Consider the following 21,094-nt stretch of genomic DNA (forward strand, 5'->3'; position numbering starts at 1 on the left):
TCCATCATGAGGACCGTTCTACATCACACACATGCACCCAACGTTTATGCGTCCGGCCCCTTGGATAGGGCGGATCGTCTTCGTGGCGATCAAGAGGCGTTGACGCTTGCCATCAGCAGCGAGACTGCGCGCCTGTTCCCTGTATGGCGCGGTAACAATCTGGTGCAGATGGGGGACACAATACGGGGCTGGACCGTGCAGGCAACGCGCACGGATCTGATGCAGCACGCCAAGTTGTCCGTTTTTCTGGGTTTGGATTCCACCGGCGCCCCCCATTTCGCCATTGATTTGTCTGATTTTGAGGAACCGCCCGAATTTGAACCCGGTACCGCCTTCGAAGACCTTCGGAAAGTTGGTCCGATGCTGGGGGATGATGATGGGGCCATATTGGCTTATGCTCGTGGCCTGGTGCATTGGCACCGCCGTCATCTCTTCTGTGGTGTCTGCGGCCGCCCGACAGACTCCCGCAAGGGGGGGCATGAAAGACGCTGCACAAATCCAGACTGTGGCGCGCCCCATTTTCCCCGCACGGATCCCGCCGTCATCATGCTGGTGCATGATGGCGCTGACCGGATCGTGCTGGGCCGCCAGAAGGACTGGCCACCGGGCCGATGTTCTGTCCTGGCAGGCTTTGTTGAACCGGGTGAAAGCCTGGAAGACGCAGTCGCCCGTGAAGTCATGGAAGAAGTCGGCTTACCAACCACCGATATCCGCTATAATTCCAGCCAGCCCTGGCCCTTCCCATCTTCCATTATGTTGGGCTTTAGCGCCCGCGCGACAGCAGAAGAAATGACCATTGCGACCGATGAAATCGAAGAGGCCCGTTGGGTTTCCCGCGCCGAAATCGCCGCCAGCCCGGAAGACGAAACCTTCGCCCTGCCCCGCCGCGATTCCATCGCCTACCGCCTGATCCAGGACTGGATGGCCCAGGGCAACTAAGCCCCTTTCATCAGATTTCAAATGCCCGCCCTGTTCTGCCAGCCGCCCTGGACCCCGGATCACGTCCGGGATGACAATGTTGCAGACAAACACACTCTCACCCTGAGGAGCGTAGCGTCTCGAAGGGTGACCTTTCTGTAAGCACCGGACTTGCAGCGCATCCTTCGAGACGGCGCTATCGCGCCTCCTCAGGATGAGAATGGAGTAAAGGGTGAGACCGGGCCATTCGCGCAGGCGGGTATCCAGGGCCGACCGCACCAATTGCGCTCGCCGCTCTGGATCCCGAATCAAGGCCGGGATGACGACAGTGGGGAACGCAGAGGGCGCGGAGAAACGCAGAGGGCGCAAAGGCAAATTCAGGCTCGTCTCTCCCGCGAAGGCGGGAGTCCAGGGCCACAAGCACCAATCGCGCCCGCCGCCCTGGATCCCGGATCAAGTCCGGGATGACGTAAAAGTGTATGGGTCGGCCGCTCTGCGTCCTCTGCGCCTTCTCAGCGTCCTTCGCGATAAATCTTCAAAGGTGGCAAAGCTCACACACTCTTCCTCACTCCTCCGCGCGATAATCGGCCTGGCGATAAGTGCCCAGCAGTTTGATCTTGGTGGTGAAGAATTGAAGTTCCTCCATCGCCTGATCGACTGATTTATCTGCAGGATGTCCCTCAATTTCTGCATAGAATCGTGCGCGGCTGTCGTCGCCGACGCTGATATAGCTTTCCAGCTTGATCATATTCACCCCATTGGTGGCAAAGCCGCCCAGGGATTTGTACAGCGAGGCAGGCACGCTGCGCACCGTGAAGACGAAGCTGGTCAGACAGGGACCGGACCTTGGGTCTGGTTCAATGCGGGTCCGCGACATCACAATGAAGCGAGTTACATTGCCGATCCGATCTTCAATCCGGGGACGCAGGATATCCAGCCCGTAGGTTTCCGCTGCTAGAGTGGAAGCAATGGCTGCAATGGAAGGGTCATTCAGCTTCGCCACATCCTGCGCGGCCCCGGCTGTATCGGCGGCGATGACCGGCTTGATTTTGAGTTCCCGCAACGTGTTGCGGCACTGCGCCAAGGCCTGTTCGTGACTGCGCGCTTCTTTCACGGTCTCAAAGCTGCCGCCTTTCGGAACCAGAAGGCAATGATGCACCGGTTGGAAATATTCCCCGATGATGAACAGGTTCGACTCGGGCAACAGATGATGAATGTCCGCCACACGCCCGCCCAGGGAGTTTTCAATCGGGATCATCGCCAGGCCGGCACGCCCTTCCTCGACAGCGGCAAAGGCATCCTGAAATGTTGGACAGGGCAAGGGTTCCATCGCCGGAAATGCCCCGCGTGCCGCAAGATGGGAATAGGCCCCCAACACCCCCTGAAAAGCGATGACAGGATTATCCTGTGCCGGATTGACAATCGCGGTGGGAGAGGGAGTCGACATCGTTCTATGGCCTTCCTGAAAATACGAAACGGAACCCAGGGCCCCGGTAAATGCACCAGTGCCATGCTCTAAATCCAACACTGTCACCCGCAGGGCTGCGGCCAGCTTTGGCATCATGCTGCGCTTTGGCGCGGTCTTACCTGTCTCCCACAAGGCGATGGTCGACTGGGTGACGCCCAGTCGTTTCGCCAGGTCGCTCTGGCTTAACCCCGCCGCAAGACGGGCCCCTTTCACTGCCGAAGACAAGCTCATGGCGAGGCATTAAGCGTCAAAATACCTTAAGTCAATATTTTTATTAATCATAAATATGAGAAATACTAATTTTTATCATAGGCTCGCATGAAACTCATGGCCTGATTCAATAAGGCCATGCGGGCCGTATCACCGGTATCACTGTCTGGATGGTGAATGGTCGCCAACTGGCGGTACCGGGCTTTGATTTCCGCAGCTCCAGGACGGGAATTTGGCGGGAAGCCCAGGACGAAATGGGCTTCATCCTTGGTGCGCACCGCATTGGGCAGACGGTCCCCAGCCAGAACCTGAACCGCCGCGCGCAACCGATGCAGTTCAGCCTTCAATTGGGCGTGCTCGACCTCGCGGGTCGGGTGATGGCTGGGCTCCAGCACCATACGCAGGGCACCGCTGTCCAGCGCCAGGGCCAATCCCAATGCCTTACGCAACAGGACCGGATCATATCCATCCGGCAGTCGGACCTGCAGGCGGGGCTTTCGCCGCCAGGGCTTGCCCTTATCCGGGCCAGACTTCAGGGTCACCGTTTCGCGATCAGAGGCTTTTGGATCACCCGGATCTACCGCCGCCGCAATCATCGATTCAGGCAGCATCAGAATGACCGACCGCGCCAGGTCCGCCGCGTTGACGCCACGCGCTTCTGCAAGGGCAAGGATCTGATTTCGAAACCGTGTGCTGCAGGGAATGGTATAAGAGCGTTTGTGGCCTGAATTTTCATCGGGCGGGACTATATCGGTTTTGGAAACAGTCTCTTGGCTCATCACCCCTTGTCCCTAGCCTGAAACGCGCCAAATTGGCAATGATTTGCAGCGTCTCTCGACAAAGAGGCGGTTTCCTGCATGATGAACCATATCCTGAGGCCTTTTACATCAAGGTCCGAAATTTGAGAGAAGGAGGGCCAAATGGCCGTCGTTGAGATTTACACCCGCCCCATGTGCGGATTCTGCTATCGCGCCAAGAAGCTGCTGGACAGCAAAGGCGTCAGCTATTCCGAATATGACATTTGGGGCGAAGGCAATCACAAGGAAGTCATGGCCAAGCGCGCGCCGGGTGCCCAGACCGTACCCCAGGTTTTTATCGATGACGTTCTAATCGGCGGCTGTGATGATTTGATGGAAGCCGATGCCAACGGTAAACTGGACAAACTGTTAGGCACTGCGGCCTAATCATGCGCTGATGGATCTAAGCAAGGGAGACTGAGATGAAAGAGACATTGACCGTGGGTCTGGTCCAAATGACCTCGACCACATCGATTGACCAGAACATCAAGATTTCCAGTGATTTGATCCGACAGGCGGCGGCGCAAGGGTCAGAACTTGTCGCCCTGCCTGAAGTTGTGAACCTGATGCAGCGGGATCGATCACAATCGTCGAAGGTTGCAGCCCTGGACTCTGAAGATGCCTCTCTGGCGGCCTATAAGGCATTGGCGCAGGAACTTGGCATCTGGATTCATGCTGGGTCGCTGGTCATTCGCCTGGCCGATGATGATCGCTTCGCCAATCGCGGTTTTCTGATCGATCCCACCGGACTGATACAGGCGCAATACGACAAAATCCATATGTTCGATGTCGATCTGGCGAATGGTGAAAGCTATCGGGAAAGCAACGGCTTTCGCCCCGGCACCCATGCGACCCTGGCCCAGACGCCCTGGGGCGGCTATGGCATGGCGGTGTGTTATGATCTGCGCTTTCCCCATCTGTTTCGTGATCTGGCGAAGGCCGGCGCGCGCATTCTGGCGGTGCCCGCTGCCTTCACCCGCACAACAGGACAGGCCCATTGGCATACCCTGTTGCGCGCCCGGGCGATCGAGAATGGCTGTTTCGTCGTGGCACCGGCGCAATGTGGCGACCATGAGGATGGCCGCAAGACCTATGGTCATGCCCTGATCATTGATCCCTGGGGAGAGGTTCTTGCCGATGGCGGGGAAGCACCCGGTGTCGTCACGGCAACACTGAACCTGAACCGCGTTTCCGAGGTTCGGGGAATGGTGCCGTCGCTGAATAATGATCTGCCTTACGATAAACCCCAGGAAGTCGCGCTAAACGCCGCCGCGGAGTAACTATTCGCGGGGCTCTCCACAGAAGCCACGGACGGCATCGCCAATGCGGCGGATGTCAGTGCTGTCACGTGTTGCTGGATCCGCAGGGGCCCCATCTGCAATGCGAAACCCCGTAATGCTATAGGGCATGAAGGATACAACAGACCCACCCCGGCCCTGAGCGGATGGGATATTCTGTATGCAGTCCCCGGCCATTTTGATCGGTGTTCGCCAGAAACCCAACGCATAGCGACCGGCACCGTTTGGATAAGAAACCCCTGTTGGCAGGCCTTTATCTCCCTGTGTATCCAAGGCATCGGTAACCATATCGCGCGACAGGCCTGTCAGGGTTTTGCCCCCCGTACTGTGTCGCAGAACCAGGATCAAGCGCACCAATTCACCCGTCGTAGGGTATAAACCGTTCCCCAAATCGGGAACCCGATGTTCGGCCGTATCCCCAACAGTCATCTGCATTTGCAGCCGCGCAATCCCGATTGCCTTGAACAATCGATCCTGCAATATCCAGCGCAAGGAGGCCCCCGCCCCATCCTTTAACTTGACCAGTCGATCCAGCGCCAAAGACAGGACAAAACTGTCCGATGTCCGAAACCGGAATACTGTGCCCGGTGCCCAGGGGTAATATGGGAATTGCTTCGCCACCGCCAGTTTCTCATCAACCGTTCGTGCCGCGCGGATTGCCTGGGCAGAGGGATCAGAATCCGCCGCAACGAAATTCACTGTCCGTTCCGGAGCAATTTCGCCAAGCCCACTGGCCATATTGATCATATCCAGTATTCGAGTACGCCGCCATTGCGGGTGATTGGCTAATTCAGGCACCAAATCCCCGATCGTCATCACCAGAATATCATGGCCTATACGATGGGCCAGATGGGATACCGCCACAAACGCCAGAAAACTGGGCGTCATGCTGGATATGCCGTGACGCATTTGACGGCAGAAGGGATACAATCCATGCCGCGTATTACAGCCAGACAGATAAACTGTTTCATCCACGATCAATCCGCTGACCGAAACCGCACCTTTCGATCCCAACGGGCCGTTGAAACCGGAAACAGCATCAACCCCAAAGCGTGCCGCCAGATCTGCCCAATCCTTATATTGGGGCGCACTGGACATCCGATCCTCATAGGCGGCGATTCTACTTTGCGCGCCCTCCACTTTGCCTGGGATAAATTCCGTCGACAGGGTCCCCCATATATCCGCTTCACGCTCCGCAGCGGTTTCCTGAGAAAATTGCAGAACCATATTGGAAACAGGCTTTCCATTGCCATACAGAAAACTGGCCAACCCATTGCGCACAGCGCCAAATTTGCTGTCGACAATACTGACTGGCAACAATGCCCTGGACTGACCGCGATCCCCCGGCTCAGTCCATATTCTCCCAACACCAAATAACAGCGTAAACCGCCGCCGCTGATCGATGACAACAGTTTCGGGCGCGGGAACGGGAACGATGCGATCTCCATGGGTGATGAGACCCAGCGTCTTTTCCGGCAGCGTCAGCTGCGACTCTCCCAATGCGCCGATGACATTAATCAGAAGGGCGCTTTGCCGCAGGGTCAACTGACCCTGAAGCGCTTCTCCTTTCCCTATTGATCGACTCCCAGGGAGAAAATTTCTCAAGGTCATAGGGGATTTGAGCGCTTCAGGTAAAAAGAACACGTCCGGTCCCAAGGCGCGACGCGTGTCATCCCAAGAAAATTTTGACAATTTAGCATCAGAATCGAGGTCCCTGGCCGGGGAACCATAATGTTTCTGGATGCCGGTCTCTTCCGCCATGCTGCAGCGCATGAAAAATGGTAAAAAAACCGTGCTAATCAGCAGGGACGACAAAGTCAGTGAGCAAAATTTAAGCATTACAAAAATCCTCTACCACTGTGATTTTCCGCCGCAGCCTGCACATTCGCAACAAAGGATTTTTGATTAAATCGCCAGAAATCGGGAGAAATCAGAGAGAATTTCCGACCAGGCTATTTTTAGGGCGGAAAATTGCCTAATATTTGTGCGTTGCAACACGATAAGAACGCTTGATTTCGAATGTGTTATCTGTCAATTATTGCACTGCAACATGATCCGCCTAATCATGTTGTGACGTGAACACTGCAGTTTGTGCTTTAGCACTGTAAACCTGCGCTGTTACGTCCGTATTGGGCGTTTCCTCCCTAAACTTGGGCCGCGTTTCGACGCGGTCCTTTTTTTTGCAGGCATAACGCATCGCATGAGCAGCAATTTCTGAGGGAGGGGGAGCTATACCGCCCAGACCATCACCCGGTTGTGGCGTAAACCACCCAATGGCCCGCTTCTGTCAGACATGCTGTTTCACGACCGGAAACCGTATTACCGTCGACATTCACCTGTGCATCATATTCGCGACATATACGACCCTGCGCATTCAGGAAGGTACGCATGGGGGTGATGCTGCCATGGGTGCCGGTGGATTTGTTCTGCCACGTCGCCGTTTCCCCGGCGGGAGCCTGTGTCAGGCTTTGATATGCCGTCTGCTGCATGGAGGTCCTGTCATACCGGGTCAGGTTATCCGACAGCAGTTTCCCGCCATAGGCACCCGCAGCCCCTAATCCCAGTGCCCATAACAGCCGGGTATCATCATTGCCAAAATACTCATACCCGATCAAACCGCCCACAACCGCGCCGGCAACAGCACCGATTGCCAGTTTATCGTCCCGGGATAATTCTTCCTGTCCGGTCGTACACGCGACCTGAGAAAATAGAAGACTGCCAGACAGCACCAAGGCGCACAGCCGTTTCGCTATCGGTCGCTTACTGGGATGTGGCGTTAGAGTGGATGCAAAAGCCGGGACAATTGCCCCGCAGGTCGGATGGTTCTTCATTCCGTTTCTCCTGGCAAAAAGGCGGAAAATCCTTCTGGGCCGCCCCTGTTCACCATCTGACCTACCAGAATTTGCAACGAAATGCCACTGTAATTAAGATTTTAAGACTTCCCGTAGACTGGCTGCTCTACCACGGGGGGCGCAATGGCGGTAGACGTTGGCACCAGAACACGGGAAAGATCGGGTACCAGAATGCGCAACGGACGACTGCCCAGTGCAATTTCCATTGGCGCCTGACCGATCAGATCACCATCAGACTGAATGGGTTCCCCAACCGGGCCATCAATACGCACCCGCCGCGCCCGCAACAGCGTCGCATCCGGCAGTTTAGCGACACGATTGGTCAACAGGGCAAATCCATATCGAACCAACGCCCATCGACTGGTACCCTTCAACAGCACGACACTGATGCTGTCATCACCCAGCCTGGTATCAGGGGATATCACGAATGGCCCCGCATAGTGACTGGCATGGGTCACAATCGCCAGTCCCGCCTGATGGGTGTGGCCGTCAACGGTAACCGTGATCGTGGTTTCGGCGTTACGTACAATTTCCCGAACCGCCGCCATCACATAAGCCATTTTGCCAATAATGCGTTTCAGCTTGCTGTTTACTTCCGCGACCACGCGCGCGTCGGGACCTGCGCTGACCATCAACAGGAAGCCACGCGCGCCCGCCAGAGCTGGATAAATCTCAGCAACGCGCCCCTGTGACGGCATTTCTGCGGCGCGCTTCAACTTCAATCCCAGGCCTAGTTCAAAGGCAAAGACATTTGCAGTTCCCAGAGGAGCAATGGCCATCGGGATCGGGCGCCCGATCAAACCATTGGCGACCTCATTAATTGTGCCATCCCCGCCTGCGGCCACGACAACATCAACTGTGGCAACATCAAGTTCCGCTGCAATATTCGTCGCATGACCGGGCCCTTCGGTACGGCGCAAGACGACATCATGACCGCGCGCGCGCAAATGCTTCAAGAAACCACGAAGACGACCGCGCTGACGAAACCCTGCAACAGGATTATAAATAACCGCCACCCGCCTGCGAATCGGGTCCGCAACTTCCTTTTTATTTACCACTGATAAGGTTCTCCATTACGACGAAACAAGGGAAATAGAGTGTCTTAGATGTAATTTCTATTTCTTTTTTGTTAAACTTAGGTGAAAGAAAATAAGAATTACCATAATTACTTATTTTCTTCACACTACACCCGTATTCCCTGCGGATCGAAAGATTTAAAGGCGGATACGGATATGCACGGGTTTCGCGGCGTCAGTCGTTATCGCACAGTATGGATCTCTGACACCCATTTGGGAACCAGGGGATGCAAGGCGGAATTCCTTCTGGATTTTCTGCAACATACGGAGTGTGAAACACTTTACCTGGTTGGCGACATTATCGATGGATGGCGCCTGAAGAAATCCTGGTATTGGACCGCAACACAAAATGACGTTGTACAAGAAGTTCTGAGGAAAGCCCGCAAGGGCTGTCAGGTAATCTATGTTCCTGGCAATCATGATGAAGTGCTGCGCGACTACACCAACCTGTTTTTTGGGGGCGTGTTGGTCAAGGATGAAGCAATCCACAAAGGTGCCGATGGACGCAGCTATCTGATCATCCATGGGGACAAGTTCGATTCCGTTGTGAAATACGCCAAGTGGTTGGCCTATCTGGGGGATTGGGCCTATACGATCCTGCTGTCGACCAATCATTACTTCAACCAGGTGCGACGTTGGTTAAACCTGCCCTATTGGTCGCTGTCTGCATTCTTGAAGCAAAAGGTCAAGAACGCCGTCGAATTCATCAGTAAATTCGAAGAAGCCGTCGCGCATGAGGCCAAACAACGCGGCGTGGATGGTGTGATCTGTGGTCACATCCATCATGCCGAAATGCGCGAAATCAATGGAATATTGTACTGCAATGATGGCGATTGGGTCGAAAGCTGTACTGCCCTGGTGGAACATGCCAATGGCCGCATGGAAATCATCCAATGGACGGACAACACAGCACATGTCCCGGTCCTGCAGGACCATAGAATGACTGCGAAGGCACCTGTATGAACGCCGTGACATCAAAGAATATCAGCGTGACAACGGCGCAACCCGATATCTCCGCCGTGCCGGGCCAGCGGCTGGTTATTGTCAGCGATGCCTGGTTGCCACAAATCAATGGCGTGGTGCGCACATTGGATCGCACCCGACAGGAAATGGAAAAGCTGGGGCTTGAAGTGCATGTCATCGGCCCGGATCGTTTTCGGACCATCCCATGCCCGACCTATCCAGAAATCCGGCTGGCGATGAATGCCTTATGGGCCCTGCCGAAAATGCTGAAGGACCTGATGCCGGCTGCCATCCACATCGCAACCGAAGGTCCGCTGGGATCTGCGGCAAGACGCTTTTGCAAAAAGCACAAGCATCCCTTTTCCACCAGCTTTCATACCCGCTTTCCAGAATATATTCATGCCCGATGCGGCCTGCCGGTTTCCATCACCTATGCCTGGATGCGGAAATTTCATGGCGACGCATCGGTGACCATGGTCACCACGCCGACCATGCGCACCGACCTGGACAGTCGGAATTTCAAAAACCTGGAAATCTGGTCCCGGGGCGTTGATCTGGAGCTGTTCCGTCCGCGCCCGAAAGACATTCTGGATTTCCCCCGCCCAATTTTCATGAATATCGGCCGGGTTGCGGTGGAGAAGAATATTGGGGCCTTTCTGGAATTGGGTCTGCCCGGCACCAAGGTCGTCGTTGGTGGCGGCCCCCAACTGGAAGAACTGAAGGCCGCGTATCCTGACGTTAAGTTTCTGGGGCCCAAGACGGGCGAAGACCTAGCGCGCCACTATGCCGCCGCCGATGTTTTCGTCTTTCCCAGCCGAACGGATACATTTGGGTTGGTTCTGCTGGAAGCCCTGGCGTCCGGGGTGCCGGTCGCGGCCCTGCCAGTGCCAGGCCCCATCGATGTGATTGGTGACAACAGTTGTGGTGTTCTGGATGAAGACCTGCAACGCGCCGCCATGCGGGCCCTGGAAATTGATCCTGCCCTGTGCCGTCGTCATGCGGAAAAGTTCAGCTGGGAAGCATGCTCCCTGCAATTTTTGCAAAACCTAACGGCAAATCAAAAGCCAAAACCTGACCAATCATCCTAAGCCATTTTGCTTATTTGGTCGCCAGCAACTGAATCCCGGATTTACCAAAAGACCAGGTTCGCTTGTGCATCACATCCGAAAAGCCAACGCGCTTTAAGAAGGGAACAATATTTTCCCGCGTGAAGTACAGTTTATGATCGGGTGCACCCAAAAACCGGGTCACAGCACCATCAGGCGTCAGATATTCTTCCAAATCCGGCGTTGTTAGATACAGTACCCCGCCCTTGCGCAACAATTGAAACAGGCGTGCAGCAAAATCGAACGGGTCGATCGTGTGCTCGATGACTTCAGAACAATAAATTGCATCGAACTCCCCGGGCCCTGAATACGCCTCCAGTGATGTGCAATGGAACGGAATTTCTGGAAACAGTTCAGCGGATTGACGGGCAAGATTCTTGCTGATTTCAATGCCTTCCGGCAGAAGCCCGATTTCTTTCGCCATGGCACAGAACAGACCGACATTGCTGCCGACGTCCAGTACCCGACTTCCACCCGTCATGTGGCGTTTCAACCATTTAGCACGGGATTTGGATCGGCGGGCTTTGCTTTTCCACTTCGGCGTCATAACACGCATATAGTCGCCGCCAATTTCGTCCTGGATGTCATCAATTTCATCCACGGACGGCATATGCTGCAGGCAGACAAAACCGCTGTCGGGGAACCGTATCCAAGTCACTGTGCCCCCATCCGGATCAGATTGGACACAAAACTCCTCGATACGATCCGATCCGGAAATCGGACAGGTAAGCGTCACTGTTTGAGAGGTCATGGGCGATCAACTATGTAGACAAAAAGAATAACGATGGCGCAAATATTCGCGCCGATTATAAAAAGACCATCCAGCGATCCCGCCTTAATCGGCACCCAAAAAACCGCCACCAGGATCGGCAAAAGGCAAACGCTGATCGCCAGGAGTATTTTAGGAATGTTCATTCCGACTTAAGCCTGTTCCAGCATAAAATTCGACCCTATCCATTGGGTAGCACCGCATCCGCAACACCCGGCATAAACCCAGCACCAAAGCATTCCTGATGCATTGCCTTGCGTATACCGCACTATCCCCAGCCTGTCCACGTCCGCCTGATGATTTGCCACCGCTTCATTAGGATGGGTTACCGGCGTGACGCCCCGTGCGACCCATGCTATAGGGCGGATATCGTGAAAACCTTAAACCAGCGAACCGGGATCAACGGTGGCACAGAACGACTCCCAGACACAAAAAACAGGTAGATTTCGGTTTGATCCGGTCACCAAGAAACTGACCTGGCGCCTTTGGCGTGACTATATGTCCGAACATCTGCGCATGATCATCCTGGCGACCTTCTGGATGTTGTTGGTGGCTGTGGCCAGTGCCGCCCTGGCAAAGCTGATTGAACCCGCCTTGAACGAGGCCTTTATCAATCAAAGCGAAGTCTGGATCTGGTATTCTGCGCTTGGCTTTTTTATCGCATCCTTCTTCCGCGGACTGGCAAATTTTATGCAATCCGTGCTGATGCAAATGGTGGGTTTGCGGATCATTGAAAAAATGCAGAACCAGATGTTCCGATCTCTTCTGCATATCGAGATTCGATATCTTGAGCAGGAGGGAACGGCGCGCCAGTTATCGCGCTTCACGTCCGATTGCTATGTTCTGCGCGATGCCGTAACGAAGGTTTTTACCGGTTTTGGACGCGATTCAATGACGCTGGCGGCAATGATCGGGTTGATGGTTTATCAGAACTGGCAATTGTCGTTGTTTGCCCTGTTCTTCTTTCCAATCAGCATTTTCCCCATCGCCCGGATCGGTCGGCGCCTGCGCAAAGTATCCGAAGCCACCCAGGTGGAATTCGGGCAGATGACATCTGTCCTAGACGACAGTTTGAAGAATGCCCGCCAGGTCCGGGCCTATTCCATGCAGGAATACGAAGCCAAACGGGGATCCGGCGCATTCCTGACCACCTATAAGCTGCTCTTAAAGGCGGTGCGCACTCGCTCGCTCAGCTATCCCATCATGGATACGCTGGCGGGATTCACCTTGTTTAGCATCATTGCCCTGGGGGGATATCAGATCCTGGCGGGGGAACAGACCGTCGGGTCATTCATGTCCTTCTTTGTCGCGGTCTTTGTCGCCTATCAACCCTTGCGCAGCCTGGCCAGCCTGAACAATTCCCTTCAGGAAGGTCTGGGGGCGGCAAAGCGCAATTTCGACCTGATTGATCATGTGCCCGCCATTCAGGACGCGCCCGATGCGGTGGAAATGACCCCCGGCCCGGGTCGGGTTACCCTGAAGGATGTGCATTTCGCGTATGATGCGGATGCACCGGTTCTGGATGGCATAACGCTGGACATCACGGCGGGTGAAACGGTCGCATTGGTTGGGCCGTCGGGTGCTGGAAAATCTACGATCCTGAACCTGATCCCACGGTTTTACGATGTGACCGCCGGACACGTCCTGATCGATGGTCAGGACATTCGACAGGCGACCCTGACGTCTGTCATGGGACATATCGCCTTGGTCAGCCAGGAACCGGCATTATTCAACGACACGATCCGCGCCAACATTGCCTATGGCCGTTTTGGTGCCAGTGAAGACGACATCATTCAGGCGGCCAGGGACGCTGCCGCCCATGACTTCATTCTGGACCTGCCAGATGGCTATGACACGATGGTTGGCGAGCAGGGATTGCGCCTGAGTGGGGGCCAACGCCAACGTATCGCAATCGCCCGGGCGATGCTGAAGAACGCCCCGATCCTGCTGCTGGACGAAGCAACATCGGCCCTGGACGCGGAATCCGAACAAAAGGTACAGGAAGCCCTGTCCCGCCTGATGATTGGGCGCACCACGATTGTCATTGCCCACCGCCTGGCTACCATCCGGCGCGCTGATCGCATTTATGTCCTGGATAAAGGAAAAGTTGTCGAAACCGGCAGCCATGCAGAATTGATCTCACAGGACGGCCTGTATGCCCGCCTGTCGAAGATTCAGTTCCAAGACCAACCCAAAGAACAGAGTGAAGACCAGCCATCCGCCCCCAGCGTTGCCGTGGCTCAGGATTAGGGCAACCATGTCACTGATCAAGGCTCTTTCCAAACAGGCATGGGTACACAGATTGATCTGCAGTCTGCTGGCGGCCTATATCCGCTTTGTGCGACTGACGACCCAATGGACCGTGGAAGGAACCGAGGCGCGGGACCGTCTGTTTGCCGAGGGGAAGCCCTATATCATTGCATTATGGCATAATCGTATCTGCATGATGCCCTATGCCTATGCGGAAAAAGCCGATCAGTTATGTGTGGTCACGTCTGGTCATCGCGATGGTCGGCTGGTCCTGGATACGATGGAGCGTTTTGGTTTTGATGGTATTCCCATTGACAGTAAGGACGGTGCCAAAGCCACCCGCGTGATAATCAAGCGATTGAAAGCGGGGGGCCATGTCGGCATTACGCCCGATGGCCCGCGCGGTCCCGCCTTGGAGGTGAAGGAAGGCATTATCTTCATTGCCGCGATGGCGGGCGTTCCAATCGTCCCGGTCAGTTACGCTGTTAAGAAACGCCGCATGCTGAATACATGGGACCGTTTCCAGGTCCCCTTGCCGTTTAATCGGGGAATCTGCCGATGGGGAGAGGCCATCATCTTGCCTGCCAAGCCGGATGCAGAAACCCGGGAACGGTATCGCCAAATGCTTCACACAACCCTGCAGGATCTGACTGCGTCTTGCGACCGGGATATGGGGCATGTGCCATGATCGCCCGCAGCCTGTATCGCATCAGCACAGTCCTGGCGGCCCCATTTATCGCGCGTTACATGAAACAGCGCCTGGCCGAAGGAAAAGAAGACCCCCATCGCTTTTGCGAACGCCAGGGAAAGGCGACGCTGCCCCGCCCTAAAGGACCGTTGATCTGGATTCATGCCGCCAGCAATGGGGAGGCCATGTCAGCCCTGCCCTTAATCGATCTGTTATTGGAACGAGATCCCAACGGGCATGTTCTGTTGACCACCGGCACCGTGACCAGTGCCCGTCTGATGGCCGACAAACTGCCGGCCCGGGCGATGCATCAATTCGTGCCGGTCGATCGATCCGCCTGGGTCGCGTCCTTTCTGAGCCATTGGAAACCTGATGCCGGGATTTGGGTGGAATCCGAATTCTGGCCTGCCCTGATCTGGGAAATGCGGGCCGCTGGCAAGCCTGTCGCCCTGGTCAATGGTCGGGTTTCCAAACGCAGTCTGGCCCGATGGCGACGCATACCTGGCATTGCCGCCGATTTGCTGGCCGGATTTTCCCCCTGCCTGGCACAATCCCCGGCCGATGCGGATCACCTAAAGGATCTGGGCGCATATCAGGCGGAATGTGTTGGAAATCTGAAATTATCCGTTGCGGCACTGCCTGCTGATGCGGATGCCTTATCGGCTGAACAGGCTGTGCTGGATGGTCGACCTGTCTGGCTGGCAGCCAGCACCCATCCCGGGGAGGAAGACATCGTTGCGGAAGCCCACGAGAAACTGCGTGAAACCGTCCCATCCGTGGTCACAATCCTGGTTCCCCGCCATCCAAAACGGGGCGGTGAGATATCTGAGCGCCTGACCCGGCGCGGCCTTAAGGTGGCCCAGCGCAGCATGGGTCAAACGATATCGGGCGAAACCGATATTCTGGTTGCCGACACGCTGGGCGAATTGGGCCTGTTTTTCCGACTGGCGCGGGTTGCCTTTATCGGGGGCAGCCTGCAGGGCAATCATGGGGGTCACAATCCCATCGAGGCCGCCCGGCTGGGCTGTGCGCCCCTATACGGGCCAGACATGGCTAATTTCAGCACGGTTGCCGCAGATCTGGATGCCGCAAAGGGCGCCGTCACCGTAGCGAATGCAAAAGACCTGGCAGATCACGTTGCCCGACTGCTGACCGATGATCAGGCCCGCAATCAACTGGTCATTGCCGCACAACGGGTTGCACAGGAGGGGGAAGGGACCGCCCTTCGTGTGCTGGCCAGACTGGAGCCGGTTTTACCCCCCGTCACACCCCGCCCGAAAGGGGATGGGTGATGCATGCGCCGGATTTCTGGTCTCAATCTGATCCCGGCATTCTGTCACGGCTGCTGTGGCCGACATCCCTGATCTGGAGCGGCGTTAGCGCCCTGCGCCATCGATACATTTCCCCCGTCAGAATGGACATACCCGTCTATTGTATCGGAAATGTGACTCTGGGGGGCGCTGGCAAGACACCCGTTTCCCTGGATCTGGCACAGCGGTTGATCAAGCAGGGCGCGCAACCGCATTTTCTGTCCCGCGGCTATGGCGGCAGTGCTTCAGGCCCGCTGCGGGTGGATCCGGCCCATCACAGCGCTGCACAAGTCGGGGATGAACCACTGTTGCTGGCCCGGATCGCGCCCACCTGGATCGGGGCAGACCGCGTCGCATCCGCACGCATGGCCCAGAAGGCTGGTGCAACGCATTTAATCATGGACGATGGATTCCAGAATCCAGGCCTGCACAAAACGGCATCCCTGCTGGTGGTCGATGGCGCGGTTGGGTTTGGTAATGGCTGTGTCTTTCCAGCCGGCCCCTTGCGTGAACCGGTTGCGTCCGCGCTGGCCCGGACAAACGCAGTGCTTATTCTTGGGGATCAGGCCGCGCCGCATCTGAAAAGGGATCTGAGCGGATTTCCTGGTCCGATCCTGTCGGTTCATGTGGTGGCGGATCGACCTGATGCGCTGCCGATTGGGGCAAAATGCATCGCTTTTGCTGGAATTGGGCGGCCGGAGAAATTCTTTGCAACCCTTCGGGGGCTTGATCTGGACCTGCTTCTGACGCAAGAGTTCCCGGACCATCATGATTTTAGTTCACAGGATATTGAGGCACTTGAGAAACAGGCCCAAACGCTGGGGGGAACCCTGGTGACGACAGAGAAAGACGCAGTACGGCTTCCAGCAGCGTTTCGCAGCCAGGTGGTTTCGGTCCCAATCACTTTGGACTGGCCGCCCAGTGTTGATCCTTTGTCTCTTCTGACACAGGGGCGCGCGCATGCTGTTTAAGCAAGCGCAACAGCGCCGGGGCACCTTTCGCGCCGTCACCTATTACATCGAATACTGTATGGCACGTGCCGTACTGGCGCTTTTGGCGGCGCTGCCAAGAACCGTTGCCTCCGCAATAGGGGGGCGATTGTTTCGTCTGGTCGGCCCCTTTCTGAAAGCAGACAAGATCGCCCGCCGCAATCTGGCGCAGGCTTTTCCAGATTGGGATAAGGCCAAGATTGATGCGACCGTTCGGGATGTTTGGGACAATCTGGGGCGGGGGGCCGGGGAGTTTCCACACGCAAACAATCTGAATGTCCTGGATCCCGACGGCCCTATTGAAACAATTGGTCTGGAACATCTGTGGGAAGCAAAGCGCAAGGGCGCTTTTATGATGGTTTCCGCCCATATGGCGAATTGGGAGTTGGCAACAACCGTTGCAAGCCAGCATGGATGTCCTATGACCGCCATCTATCGCCCGGCGGATAATCCCTGGATGGATCGATACTTTCGCGCTATCCGCAGCGGCTTTACCGGAAAACTGCTGCCAAAAGGGCGCAGTGGCATGCGCGATGCTGTTATGACGCTGAAGGAAGGGCGACCCCTGGCCCTGTTGCTGGATCAAAAGCTGAATGAAGGGATGGCGGTCCCTTTCTTCGGGCGCGAGGCTATGACGGCAAGTGCGCCCATTGAAATGGCCCTGCGTCAGGGCGCGCCAATTCTGCCGGTACGGATTGAACGCATTGAGGATACCCGGTTTCGAGTCACCATTCACCCGCCCCTTGTTGCGCCTGATACAGACGATAGACACGCCAAAGTGCGCGCCATTCTGGTACAATATAATACGCTGCTGGAAGCTTGGATCCGCGAACGGCCCGGTCAATGGTTCTGGCTGCATAAACGCTGGCCAAATTAAGCCCCGCACCGGAGTCCTGGAATGACACAGAGCCCTTTCAAGGATCACTTTTCCAGCACGGCAATAGATTATTCCAAGTTCCGCCCCGACTATCCGCCCGCTTTATTCAATGATTTAGCGGCCCGCGCACCGCAACGTCGGCTGGCCTGGGATTGTGGATGCGGGGGTGGTCAGGCGACCAGACATCTGGCGCGCCTGTTCGACAGGGTTGTCGCAACCGATCCCAGTGCGGCACAGTTGTCGACTGCACCACAATTTCCCAATGTCACGTATGGCACAGCCCCTGCAGAGCATGCGCCCATTCTGCAGGATCACAGCGTCGATTTGATCGTTGCCGCACAAGCCGCGCATTGGTTTGACCTGCCTCGTTTTTACGGGGAAGTCCGCCGTGTCGCAGTCCCTGGTGCGGTGCTGGCGCTGATCACCTATCGTCCGACACAAATTGTCGACCCAGCCGCAAATAGGGCGCTGCAGGATTTTTACACCACAACCGTTGGCCCCTATTGGCCCGCAGACCGCCGACATGTCGAAACCGGCTATCAATCACTTGATTTTCCCTTCCCGGAAGAGCCCGGACCAGAGATGAAAATTGAGGTTCGGTGGGACCTTGAGCAATTGGTTGGCTATGCTGGAACATGGTCAGCGGTAAAAGAATATCGCGGCCAGTGTGGCGAAGACCCGCTGCCGTTCTTGCGGCAAAGCCTCGCTTCGGTATGGGGCGCGCCGGGTGACAAGAAGACGATCTTCTGGCCGCTTTCCTATCGCATCACCCGCCTGCCCTGAGATGCGCTAGAAATCTTTCGGCATCGGCCCCACGAACAGGGTTGCGTCCAGCCGATTATCAAACCAATTGATACGCCAATCCAAATGCGGCCCGGTGGCGCGGCCCGTCGCGCCGACAGTGCCTATTTCATCACCCTTTTTGACCTGTTGCCCAAGCGCGACTGAAATGCTTTTCAAATGCAGGAAGGTGGACGCCAGCCCCCGCCCATGGTCAATCATCAGTGTCCCGCCTGAGAAATACAGATCCGGTTCCACCAGGGTCACAACCCCATCCGCAGGCGCGACAACGGGACTGCCCTCCGGGGCTGCGACATCAACGCCATAATGCGGCTGTCTTGGTTCACCATTCAGTATTCTTTGGCTGCCATACACACCGGTAATTGGTCCCCGCGCCGGCCAGATCCAGCCACTGTCATACCAGGTTTCCTGGCTGTTCTGCGCCCGTGCAGCCCGAACTTTTGCCGCTTCAGCAGCGATCCGGTCCAGCACGTCCTGGGGGGGTGTTACTTTCTCTTCCGGCAATCCATCCAACCGCTGAACATCATACTCACGGGACTGGATATTCATTGGATAACGCTGTTCGGTGCCATCGGGCAGGACCACGGTCAAGACGGTATCGGCGGGTTCATCACGGTGAAAACCAATCAGAAAACGACCATCCGGCCCGACGATCACATCATGATCGTCATAGCGCACCTGACTGCCCGGCGGGACTGTCCCTTTGGCAAAGCCACCCTGGATCAGGGTACCATCCAGCGAAAGTGTTTGTTGCGCATATCCCGTTATTGGCAGGAAGAGAGCGAAAACAAAAAGAATCCGGCGAGCGAATGGAGATATCATTTAAACAACTCCGGTTGGACAGAGGTCGGGATCGGCGTTTTTGCCGGTTTCCTGGATTTTTCACCCTTGCCAGCAGGGGCGACACTTGCCCCGTCTGTGACCAGGGCAGAGACACGCGTATCTTCCTGAAACTCAATCTCAACAGCCATGCCGCTGCGCACCGCATCCCCTTTGGTGATCAATCCGCCATCAGCGCCCCGCACAATGGCATAGCCTCGTGCCAGCGTGCCCTTATAGCTGAGTGCCTCAACAGCCGATCCCGCGCGCGCCACACGGTCCTGCCAGCCAGTAAACCGACGATCCATCGCTGCCTGTATTCTGTCGCCTGCACGCATTTCCAGCGCCTTACGATCCGCCCTGGCGAAAATCGCCTGTGTCGTGCCGTAAAGACGCTGTCCCTGGTCAGAAACCTGTGCCATCGCACGGGACACCAGTTCTGCAGGGGACCGCAACCGCGCAACGCGGGTCTGCAACCGCTCTTCTGCCGCCCGCACCAAACGAGGGGTGGATTGATCCAGCCGTTCTGTCAGATCATCCAGTCGCTGCATGGCCGGTTCCATCAATCGACGGGGCTGGGGCAATCCCCGCGCCAAGCTTTCCACAAACCGAGTCCGGTTTTCGATATTCCGGGTACCGGATTGAATCATCCGATGCGTGAACCCTGCTAGATCCGCCATTAATTCCGACCGAACCGGCACAGCGATTTCCGCAGCGGCGGTTGGCGTTGGTGCACGTTTGTCGCTGGCATAATCGATTAATGTTGTATCCGTCTCATGCCCGACAGCGGAAATCAGCGGGATGTCACTGGCAGCGGCCGCGCGCACAACTATTTCCTCATTGAAGCTCCACAAATCCTCCAAAGAGCCGCCGCCCCGCGCAACGATCAGGACATCCGGGCGGGGGATTGCACCGCCAGGGGTAATGGCATTGAACCCTTCGATCGCAGCCGCCACCTGCGCTGCTGCACCGTCCCCCTGAACCAATACCGGCCACAACAAGACATGGCGCGGAAACCGGTCGGCCAACCGGTGCAGTATATCGCGGATCACCGCCCCGGTCGGCGATGTGATCACACCAATCACCTCGGGCAGGAACGGCAAGGCCCGTTTGCGGCTTGCATCGAACAGTCCTTCTTCGGCCAGGCGACGCTTGCGTTCTTCTAATAATTTCAGCAGCGCGCCCTCGCCCGCCAGTTCTATATGATCAATGACGATCTGATATTTCGACCGCCCGGGATAGGTCGTCAGGCGGCCCGTCGCGATGACTTCCATGCCGTCTTCCGGTCGAATATCCAGCTTGCCCGCACTGCCCCGCCAACAGACAGCATCGATCACTGCGTCCTGATCCTTCAGCGCCATATACAAATGGCCGGAGGCCGCCCGTTTGAAGCCCGAAATCTCCCCCCGAACCCGGACATGAGAATAGGCGTCTTCCACCGTGCGCTTAAGCGCCTGGGACAGTTCGGACACAGAAAGTTCTTGGACATTGCGCATCATAGCGCCCTTAGAATGACATGCACCGCGCCAAGATTAAATCACTTGTTTGGTGGAAATTTATGCACGCTTAAATGGTCTTTCTTTTGTGTGTTAAATTTTAACATCAATTATACAACTTTTACGTGCTTATATTATTCAATTCTCTTGCATGATATTTCAACATTTTCTAGTAGATACTTATCTTTGCAATCTAAAGGGAGAGGGTAAAATGACACTTCGCGCACAAAAGAGTGGCCTGAAAAAACTAGTTTCAAATAATGGAATTTCGATTTGGAGCTATCATTGTACCAATCATATACTTGATGTGATGATAAAACCGCGATTTTTTGCAAGGCTTTCTGATCCCTTTGAACCAGGCGATATCATCTTGGTCGACTGTCCTGGATACTATGAAATACTGCGGT

The 21,094-nt window shown here is 55.9% G+C and carries 19 protein-coding genes; 11 read left to right on the forward strand and 8 right to left on the reverse strand.

From position 1 onward, the window contains the following. Positions 1-6: 6 nt before the first annotated feature. A complete protein-coding gene (nudC, locus tag ACOSDR_RS08235) occupies positions 7-939 on the forward strand; it encodes an NAD(+) diphosphatase (RefSeq protein ID WP_420725629.1) in 933 nt (310 codons plus the stop codon). Positions 940-1,483: 544 nt separating this feature from the next. Here the strand turns inward: nudC and ACOSDR_RS08240 are convergent. Both ACOSDR_RS08240 and ACOSDR_RS08245 read right to left on the reverse strand, forming a co-directional pair. Continuing rightward, on the reverse strand, positions 1,484-2,617 hold the full coding sequence (locus ACOSDR_RS08240; RefSeq protein WP_420725628.1) for a prephenate dehydratase: 1,134 nt from the start codon (positions 2,615-2,617) through the stop codon (positions 1,484-1,486). 65 nt (positions 2,618-2,682) lie between these two features. Next, complete coding sequence (locus ACOSDR_RS08245; protein WP_420725627.1) at positions 2,683-3,375, reverse strand: J domain-containing protein; 693 nt, start codon at positions 3,373-3,375, stop codon at positions 2,683-2,685. 141 nt (positions 3,376-3,516) lie between these two features. Between ACOSDR_RS08245 and grxC the strand changes: the two genes are divergently transcribed. Both grxC and ACOSDR_RS08255 read left to right on the forward strand, forming a co-directional pair. Next, positions 3,517-3,780, forward strand: a complete 264-nt coding sequence (gene grxC / locus ACOSDR_RS08250) for a glutaredoxin 3 (protein ID WP_420725626.1) — start codon at positions 3,517-3,519, stop codon at positions 3,778-3,780. 35 nt (positions 3,781-3,815) lie between these two features. After that, positions 3,816-4,673 (forward strand): carbon-nitrogen hydrolase family protein, encoded by an 858-nt coding sequence (locus ACOSDR_RS08255; RefSeq protein WP_420725625.1) that lies wholly within the window; start codon positions 3,816-3,818, stop codon positions 4,671-4,673. Here the strand turns inward: ACOSDR_RS08255 and ACOSDR_RS08260 are convergent, their stop codons facing one another. The 3 genes from ACOSDR_RS08260 to ACOSDR_RS08270 form a co-directional block, all read right to left on the reverse strand. Continuing rightward, positions 4,674-6,236, reverse strand: a complete 1,563-nt coding sequence (locus ACOSDR_RS08260) for a hypothetical protein (RefSeq protein WP_420730930.1) — start codon at positions 6,234-6,236, stop codon at positions 4,674-4,676. It lies immediately after the preceding gene. Positions 6,237-6,937: 701 nt separating this feature from the next. Beyond that, positions 6,938-7,522, reverse strand: coding sequence for an RT0821/Lpp0805 family surface protein (locus ACOSDR_RS08265; RefSeq protein WP_420725623.1), 585 nt, complete (start codon positions 7,520-7,522; stop codon positions 6,938-6,940). A 101-nt stretch (positions 7,523-7,623) separates the two neighbouring features. After that, positions 7,624-8,601, reverse strand: a complete 978-nt coding sequence (locus tag ACOSDR_RS08270) for a diacylglycerol/lipid kinase family protein (protein WP_420730931.1) — start codon at positions 8,599-8,601, stop codon at positions 7,624-7,626. Positions 8,602-8,775: 174 nt separating this feature from the next. On the opposite strand from ACOSDR_RS08270, the gene ACOSDR_RS08275 reads away from it, so the two are divergent. Continuing rightward, positions 8,776-9,582, forward strand: a complete 807-nt coding sequence (locus ACOSDR_RS08275) for a UDP-2,3-diacylglucosamine diphosphatase (RefSeq protein WP_420726195.1) — start codon at positions 8,776-8,778, stop codon at positions 9,580-9,582. After that, on the forward strand, positions 9,579-10,670 hold the full coding sequence (locus ACOSDR_RS08280) for a glycosyltransferase family 4 protein (protein WP_420730932.1): 1,092 nt from the start codon (positions 9,579-9,581) through the stop codon (positions 10,668-10,670). The genes ACOSDR_RS08275 and ACOSDR_RS08280 overlap by 4 nt, the downstream gene beginning before the upstream one ends. A 10-nt stretch (positions 10,671-10,680) precedes the next feature. Here the strand turns inward: ACOSDR_RS08280 and ACOSDR_RS08285 are convergent, their stop codons facing one another. Next, positions 10,681-11,439 carry a class I SAM-dependent methyltransferase gene (locus tag ACOSDR_RS08285; RefSeq protein WP_420726193.1) on the reverse strand — a complete coding sequence of 253 codons (759 nt, stop codon included), beginning with the start codon at positions 11,437-11,439 and terminating at the stop codon, positions 10,681-10,683. Positions 11,440-11,862: 423 nt separating this feature from the next. Between ACOSDR_RS08285 and ACOSDR_RS08290 the strand changes: the two genes are divergently transcribed. From ACOSDR_RS08290 to ACOSDR_RS08315, 6 genes are read left to right on the forward strand one after another with little or no spacing between them, the layout of a single operon-like run. After that, the gene (locus ACOSDR_RS08290) at positions 11,863-13,707 is read left to right on the forward strand and encodes an ABC transporter ATP-binding protein (protein WP_420730933.1); all 1,845 of its coding nucleotides are present in this window, start codon (positions 11,863-11,865) and stop codon (positions 13,705-13,707) included. A 7-nt stretch (positions 13,708-13,714) separates the two neighbouring features. Beyond that, a complete protein-coding gene (locus ACOSDR_RS08295) occupies positions 13,715-14,395 on the forward strand; it encodes a lysophospholipid acyltransferase family protein (RefSeq protein WP_420726191.1) in 681 nt (226 codons plus the stop codon). Then, entirely contained in the window at positions 14,392-15,687 is a 1,296-nt protein-coding gene (locus tag ACOSDR_RS08300) for a 3-deoxy-D-manno-octulosonic acid transferase (RefSeq protein WP_420730934.1), read from the forward strand. Before ACOSDR_RS08295 ends, ACOSDR_RS08300 begins: the two co-directional genes overlap by 4 nt. Continuing rightward, positions 15,687-16,676 (forward strand): tetraacyldisaccharide 4'-kinase, encoded by a 990-nt coding sequence (lpxK, locus tag ACOSDR_RS08305; RefSeq protein ID WP_420730935.1) that lies wholly within the window; start codon positions 15,687-15,689, stop codon positions 16,674-16,676. The genes ACOSDR_RS08300 and lpxK overlap by 1 nt, the downstream gene beginning before the upstream one ends. Beyond that, positions 16,666-17,571, forward strand: coding sequence for a lysophospholipid acyltransferase family protein (locus tag ACOSDR_RS08310; protein WP_420730936.1), 906 nt, complete (start codon positions 16,666-16,668; stop codon positions 17,569-17,571). The genes lpxK and ACOSDR_RS08310 overlap by 11 nt, the downstream gene beginning before the upstream one ends. Positions 17,572-17,592: 21 nt before the next feature. Next, positions 17,593-18,354, forward strand: coding sequence for a class I SAM-dependent methyltransferase (locus ACOSDR_RS08315; protein ID WP_420730937.1), 762 nt, complete (start codon positions 17,593-17,595; stop codon positions 18,352-18,354). Positions 18,355-18,360: 6 nt separating this feature from the next. Here ACOSDR_RS08315 and ACOSDR_RS08320 read toward each other — a convergent pair whose 3' ends face one another. Further along, a complete protein-coding gene (locus ACOSDR_RS08320) occupies positions 18,361-19,194 on the reverse strand; it encodes a M23 family metallopeptidase (protein ID WP_420730938.1) in 834 nt (277 codons plus the stop codon). Further along, positions 19,191-20,663, reverse strand: coding sequence for an exodeoxyribonuclease VII large subunit (xseA, locus tag ACOSDR_RS08325; RefSeq protein WP_420730940.1), 1,473 nt, complete (start codon positions 20,661-20,663; stop codon positions 19,191-19,193). Before xseA ends, ACOSDR_RS08320 begins: the two co-directional genes overlap by 4 nt. Positions 20,664-21,094 lie beyond the last annotated feature (431 nt).

The sequence above is a fragment of the Hwanghaeella sp. 1Z406 genome (assembly GCF_048892425.1).
GTDB lineage: Bacteria > Pseudomonadota > Alphaproteobacteria > UBA8366 > Aestuariispiraceae > Pacificispira.

Coding starts and splice junctions, on each gene's coding strand:
- nudC (WP_420725629.1), top strand. CDS start 7: ATGAGGACCGTTCTACATCACACACATGCACCCAACGTTTATGCGTCC.
- ACOSDR_RS08240 (WP_420725628.1), bottom strand. CDS start 2,617: ATGAGCTTGTCTTCGGCAGTGAAAGGGGCCCGTCTTGCGGCGGGGTTA.
- ACOSDR_RS08245 (WP_420725627.1), bottom strand. CDS start 3,375: ATGAGCCAAGAGACTGTTTCCAAAACCGATATAGTCCCGCCCGATGAA.
- grxC (WP_420725626.1), top strand. CDS start 3,517: ATGGCCGTCGTTGAGATTTACACCCGCCCCATGTGCGGATTCTGCTAT.
- ACOSDR_RS08255 (WP_420725625.1), top strand. CDS start 3,816: ATGAAAGAGACATTGACCGTGGGTCTGGTCCAAATGACCTCGACCACA.
- ACOSDR_RS08265 (WP_420725623.1), bottom strand. CDS start 7,522: ATGAAGAACCATCCGACCTGCGGGGCAATTGTCCCGGCTTTTGCATCC.
- ACOSDR_RS08275 (WP_420726195.1), top strand. CDS start 8,776: ATGCACGGGTTTCGCGGCGTCAGTCGTTATCGCACAGTATGGATCTCT.
- ACOSDR_RS08280 (WP_420730932.1), top strand. CDS start 9,579: ATGAACGCCGTGACATCAAAGAATATCAGCGTGACAACGGCGCAACCC.
- ACOSDR_RS08285 (WP_420726193.1), bottom strand. CDS start 11,439: ATGACCTCTCAAACAGTGACGCTTACCTGTCCGATTTCCGGATCGGAT.
- ACOSDR_RS08295 (WP_420726191.1), top strand. CDS start 13,715: ATGTCACTGATCAAGGCTCTTTCCAAACAGGCATGGGTACACAGATTG.
- ACOSDR_RS08300 (WP_420730934.1), top strand. CDS start 14,392: ATGATCGCCCGCAGCCTGTATCGCATCAGCACAGTCCTGGCGGCCCCA.
- lpxK (WP_420730935.1), top strand. CDS start 15,687: ATGCATGCGCCGGATTTCTGGTCTCAATCTGATCCCGGCATTCTGTCA.
- ACOSDR_RS08310 (WP_420730936.1), top strand. CDS start 16,666: ATGCTGTTTAAGCAAGCGCAACAGCGCCGGGGCACCTTTCGCGCCGTC.
- ACOSDR_RS08315 (WP_420730937.1), top strand. CDS start 17,593: ATGACACAGAGCCCTTTCAAGGATCACTTTTCCAGCACGGCAATAGAT.
- ACOSDR_RS08320 (WP_420730938.1), bottom strand. CDS start 19,194: ATGATATCTCCATTCGCTCGCCGGATTCTTTTTGTTTTCGCTCTCTTC.